We start from the raw sequence: 4,411 nt of genomic DNA on the forward strand, positions 1-4,411 counted from the left end.
TGCCATTGCCATGATCGGGCCGAAGTTACGGGCAGATTTACGGTAGATCAGATTGCCCCAACGGTCGCCTTTAGATGCTTTAATTAAAGCAAAGTCAGCTTTAATTGGATTTTCTAAAACGTAGTCTTTGCCTTCATAGTTCATGGTCGGTTTGCCTTCCCCCAGCAAGGTACCAAAACCGGTAGAGGTATAGATTGGACCTAGGCCCATACCAGCGGCCTGGATACGGCAAGCCAGATTACCTTGCGGTACCAGTTCCAGTTCAATTTTTCCTGCACGATATAACTCGTCAAATACCCAGGAATCAGACTGACGCGGGAAAGAGCAGATGATTTTACGGACAGCGCCAGCTTTAAGCAGTTTTGCTAAACCATAATCGCCATTACCGGCATTGTTGTTGACAATAATCAGGTCTTTAATGCCCAACTCGATCAGACCATCAATCAGTTCAGCAGGCTGACCCGCTGTACCGAAACCACCGATCATAATGGTAGAACCGTCCTTGATCTGGGAGAGTGCTTCTTTCAATGATAATGAACTTTTATCTATCATAATCTGGTCCTTACATATCCTAAACTGATGGATGTCTTTAAACTCGTTTTGAATCTGATGCTGTAACCGGAACTGCGTTACGGTTTTTCTGTGACAGCAGAAAATGCGCGACCAGGCCAATGCAAATTCCCCAAAAGACTGAACTCAGTCCCAGGAAATGCATGCCGGAAGCAGTCGCTAAAAAGGTGATCAGCGCTGCATCACGTTGCGACTCTTTGCCCATGGCCACGGAAATGTTGGTGGCAATCGCACCCAGTAATGCCAGTCCTGCCAAAGCCGCAATTAATTCCTTAGGCATTAGGCTAAACAGCATGACAATGCTGCCGGCAAATAAGCCGCCTAAAATATAAAAAAGCCCATTCGCTACACCGGCGATATAACGCTTTTCTTTCAGCTCATGTGCGTCTTTACCTAAACACAATGCAGCTGTGATAGATGCCAATACGATGGTAATACCCCCCACACAGGCCACTGCAAGCGAGGCAATACTGGTTGCGCTGATGATTGGCTTAGCGGGCATGTCATAACCACTGAGTTTGATAATCGCCATTCCCGGTAAAAACTGGCCAGACAGGCTGACCAGAATGAGCGGGAGGGCCAGATTCAGGGTTGAACTCCAGGTCCATTCCGGTGCAATAAATTGCGGAATCGCCAGACTGAAATCTGCCGTGACCGGGTTAATCTTGCCGAGTAGCATGCTTAAAACCACACCAGTAATCAGCACCCAGACCATGGCATAGCGTGGACTAAAACGCTTGGCCAGCAAAAATACCGCCAACATGCCAAAGACGATATAGGGCATGGTATCGGTCGCGGTGAACAGCCCTAAACCAAACTGCAGTAAAATCCCCGCCATCATTCCGGCAGCCACTTCCTGAGGAATCCAGGACAGCAATTTGTCGAAATAACCGGTGATCCCAATGAAAAAAATCACCACGGCAGAGGTGATATAGGCAGCAACCGCTTCATTGAGCGAAATATCGGGAAACAGCGTGACTAATAAAGCCGTTCCGGGCGCAGACCAGGCGGTGACGACAGGTATTTTGTATTTAATCGATAAAAAGATACCTGCGAGCGCAGCACCAATAGAAATTCCCCAAATCCATGAAATCATCATGTCCGGGGAAACTTGAGCTTGCTGAGCCGCCTGGAAAAAAATGATCAGTGGCCCCGAATAGGAGATCAGCACTGCTAAAAATCCTGCAACAGTGGCTGAAATTGACCAATCATTTTTTAATGTCTGAAACAGGGTGTTCATTGGTGATGTGCCTCCTTGCGTCGAACCATGAGCCTGTTAAAAATCGTGATGATCAGGATTAGCCCTGATCACCACCACCGACCGGTACCACTGTACCTGTCATATAAGATGATTCATCCGAAGCCAAGAATACAATCGCATTCACTTGCTCCTGAATCGTACCGTAGCGTCCCATAAACGTACGGTCAATGGTCTGATCAACCACTTGCTGCATCCATTCTTTTTCAGATTCAGTCAGTGGATTGGCATTGCGCGGTACTTTACGTGGCGGTGCTTTTGTACCACCCGTCGCGATTGCATTGACACGGATGCCGTCTTTGGCATGTTCAAATGCAAGGGAAGCGGTCAGGCCGTTCACACCACCTTTGGATGCTGAATATGGCACACGGTTAATGCCGCGTGTCGCAATAGAAGATACGTTTACAATGGTACCTTTCTGATTTTTAATCATTTCCGGAAGAACTGCGCGGCAGCACCACAGTGTCGGGAACAATGAACGGTTCACTTCCTTGATAATTTCCTCTTCAGAAAATTCTTCGAAAGGTTTCATCCAGATCGCACCACCGACGTTGTTGATCAGGACATCGACACGGCCATAGGTTTCTAGCGCTTTTTCAACGACTGATTGAGCACCGGCAAACGTTTCCAGATTGGCTTTGACCGTAATCGCATCACCGCCAGTCGCTTCAATTTCAGCCAGAACTTCTTCTACATAAGGGGAAAGGTCAGCCATGACGACTTGGGCGCCTTCGCTCGCCACTTGCAGCGCGACACCGCGACCGATGCCTTGCGCGGCACCCGTCACGATTACAACTTTATTTTCAAATCTTTGACGGTTAGACATTGAACAAATTCCCTCTATTAGTTGGCAGAGAATTTTTCAAACAGGAAGCTTGCAGGTTTAACGCCTTCAGCATCTAACCAGCCGCGAACCGCTTCTACCATTGGTACTGGACCACATAGGTAGATGTCTACGTCGCCGCCATTCAGCCATTCGTTTTCGATATGACCGGTCACATAGCCTTTACGCTCATGTGCCGATTCCGGGTTAGCAACCACTGTACGGTATTCGAACCATGAGAATTTTTCTTGTAGTTCATTCAGTTTTTCAATGGCAACCAAGTCGAAATCATTGGTCACACCAAATACTAAACGCACTGGATGTTCTGAACCTTTTTCTTCCAGCACTTGCAGCATCGACATGAATGGTGCAATACCTGTACCACCCGCCAGCATCAAGACAGGACGGGTCACAGGGCGCAGGTAGAAGCTACCAAATGGACCAGTAAAGGTCATTTTGTCGCCAGCTTGGGCATTGGCACTCAAGAACTCACTCATTTTACCATTTGGCACGTTACGTACCACAAAGCCGGTTAAACGGTTGCCTGGTTTAGAGCTGAACGAATAAGAACGGGTTTCAGTTGTACCTGGAATACCCACGTTCACATATTGACCGGCAAGGAAGTGAATGTCTGGTTGACCTTCATCTAACTGAATGTCAAAGGTAATGGTCGAGTCAGACAGGTTTTCAACGCGAGCCAAAGTTCCCTGGAATGCATGAATTTCTGTTTTGCAGACTTCAGAAGATGCCTGAATCTGGAACACCGCATCTGACGTTGGTTTGCATTGGCAAGCAAGAATATAGCCTTCAGCTGCTTCTTCTGGCGTTAATGCATCTTCAATATAAGTTTCTTCAGGCATGTCAAACGAACCTGATTCACAAAACGCACGACACGTTCCACAAGCACCATCACGGCAGTCCAAAGGAATATTGATCTTTTGACGGTAAGCTGCATCAGACAGGGTCTCGCCTTGGGCAACAGAAATAAAACGTGTAACGCCATCTTCAAATTGAAGTGCAACATTGTGGTTTGACATGGCTGAATATCCTATATAAATCTTTGTAACTGGACCTTTCAGCCAATTTTCCATCTGGCTGAAAGGTTTTACCTGGCTGTAATAAAAACAGTCTTAAAGGTGATAGATGTCGATAACCTGATTGATGTAATCATTTTTCAGTACCACGTATTTGCTTAAAATTTGTGGTTTATCGCCTGAAAAATCGATTTCATAACGTGACATACCGAAGTAGCTGTAGCTGTTTTTGTAACGGAAACTCAAGGTATTCCAGTTAAAACGTACAGTGACCTTGTCGCCATCACGTTCAACAAGTTCAATATTGCTGATGTTATGGCTGGTACGGGTATCCGGCATGGTTGCAGATGAACGTTCAGTCTTGATACGGAACACACGGTCTTCCAAACCTTGACGGTCTGGATAGTAAATCAACGAGATTTCAGACTGTGGATCTGTAGTCAGTTTGTCGTCGTCATCCCAGGCTGGCATCCAGAAAGACGCAGTAGGGGCATAACAAGTTAACCAGTCATCCCATTGTTCATCATCTAAAAAGCGGGCTTCCTGATACAGGAACTGCGCAATATTTTCTAAAGTGATGTCGCTCATGCGTTTTCTCCTTCAGTAGATGCTGCAATTTCTTTTTCAGTCGCGATGCCTTTTTTGATCAGTTCTAACCAGTACTGGTGCTGAGCCAGGTATAGACCTTCATCTTCAGTTTTAATACCAGACAGTTTTGGTTTTAAA

The 4,411-nt window shown here is 46.4% G+C and carries 6 protein-coding genes; all 6 read right to left on the minus strand.

Annotated elements, in window-relative coordinates:
- The coding region (locus B4033_RS03710; protein WP_286832182.1) for a 3-oxoacid CoA-transferase subunit A at window positions 1–552 on the minus strand (552 nt) is incomplete at its 3' end.
- A gap of 37 nt (window positions 553–589) precedes the next feature.
- A complete protein-coding gene (benE, locus tag B4033_RS03715; RefSeq protein WP_286832184.1) occupies window positions 590–1,810 on the minus strand; it encodes a benzoate/H(+) symporter BenE in 1,221 nt (406 codons plus the stop codon).
- 58 nt (window positions 1,811–1,868) lie between these two features.
- Window positions 1,869–2,654 (minus strand): benzoate diol dehydrogenase BenD, encoded by a 786-nt coding sequence (gene benD, locus B4033_RS03720; RefSeq protein ID WP_286832186.1) that lies wholly within the window; start codon window positions 2,652–2,654, stop codon window positions 1,869–1,871.
- Between the two features lie 17 nt (window positions 2,655–2,671).
- Window positions 2,672–3,688 carry a benzoate 1,2-dioxygenase electron transfer component BenC gene (gene benC, locus B4033_RS03725; RefSeq protein WP_253170714.1) on the minus strand — a complete coding sequence of 339 codons (1,017 nt, stop codon included), beginning with the start codon at window positions 3,686–3,688 and terminating at the stop codon, window positions 2,672–2,674.
- Window positions 3,689–3,781: 93 nt separating this feature from the next.
- Window positions 3,782–4,273 carry a benzoate 1,2-dioxygenase small subunit gene (benB, locus tag B4033_RS03730; protein ID WP_004809446.1) on the minus strand — a complete coding sequence of 164 codons (492 nt, stop codon included), beginning with the start codon at window positions 4,271–4,273 and terminating at the stop codon, window positions 3,782–3,784.
- A partial coding sequence (locus B4033_RS03735) for a hypothetical protein (RefSeq protein WP_286832190.1) occupies window positions 4,270–4,411 on the minus strand: 142 nt, incomplete at its 5' end. The genes B4033_RS03735 and benB, both read right to left, overlap by 4 nt.

The organism is Acinetobacter sp. UBA3132 (assembly GCF_002364825.1).
Lineage (GTDB): Bacteria > Pseudomonadota > Gammaproteobacteria > Pseudomonadales > Moraxellaceae > Acinetobacter > Acinetobacter schindleri.

What these genes read in the sequence shown, in the direction of transcription:
- benE (WP_286832184.1), bottom strand. Translation starts at nt 1,810, where the DNA reads ATGAACACCCTGTTTCAGACATTAAAAAATGATTGGTCAATTTCAGCC.
- benD (WP_286832186.1), bottom strand. Translation starts at nt 2,654, where the DNA reads ATGTCTAACCGTCAAAGATTTGAAAATAAAGTTGTAATCGTGACGGGT.
- benC (WP_253170714.1), bottom strand. Translation starts at nt 3,688, where the DNA reads ATGTCAAACCACAATGTTGCACTTCAATTTGAAGATGGCGTTACACGT.
- benB (WP_004809446.1), bottom strand. Translation starts at nt 4,273, where the DNA reads ATGAGCGACATCACTTTAGAAAATATTGCGCAGTTCCTGTATCAGGAA.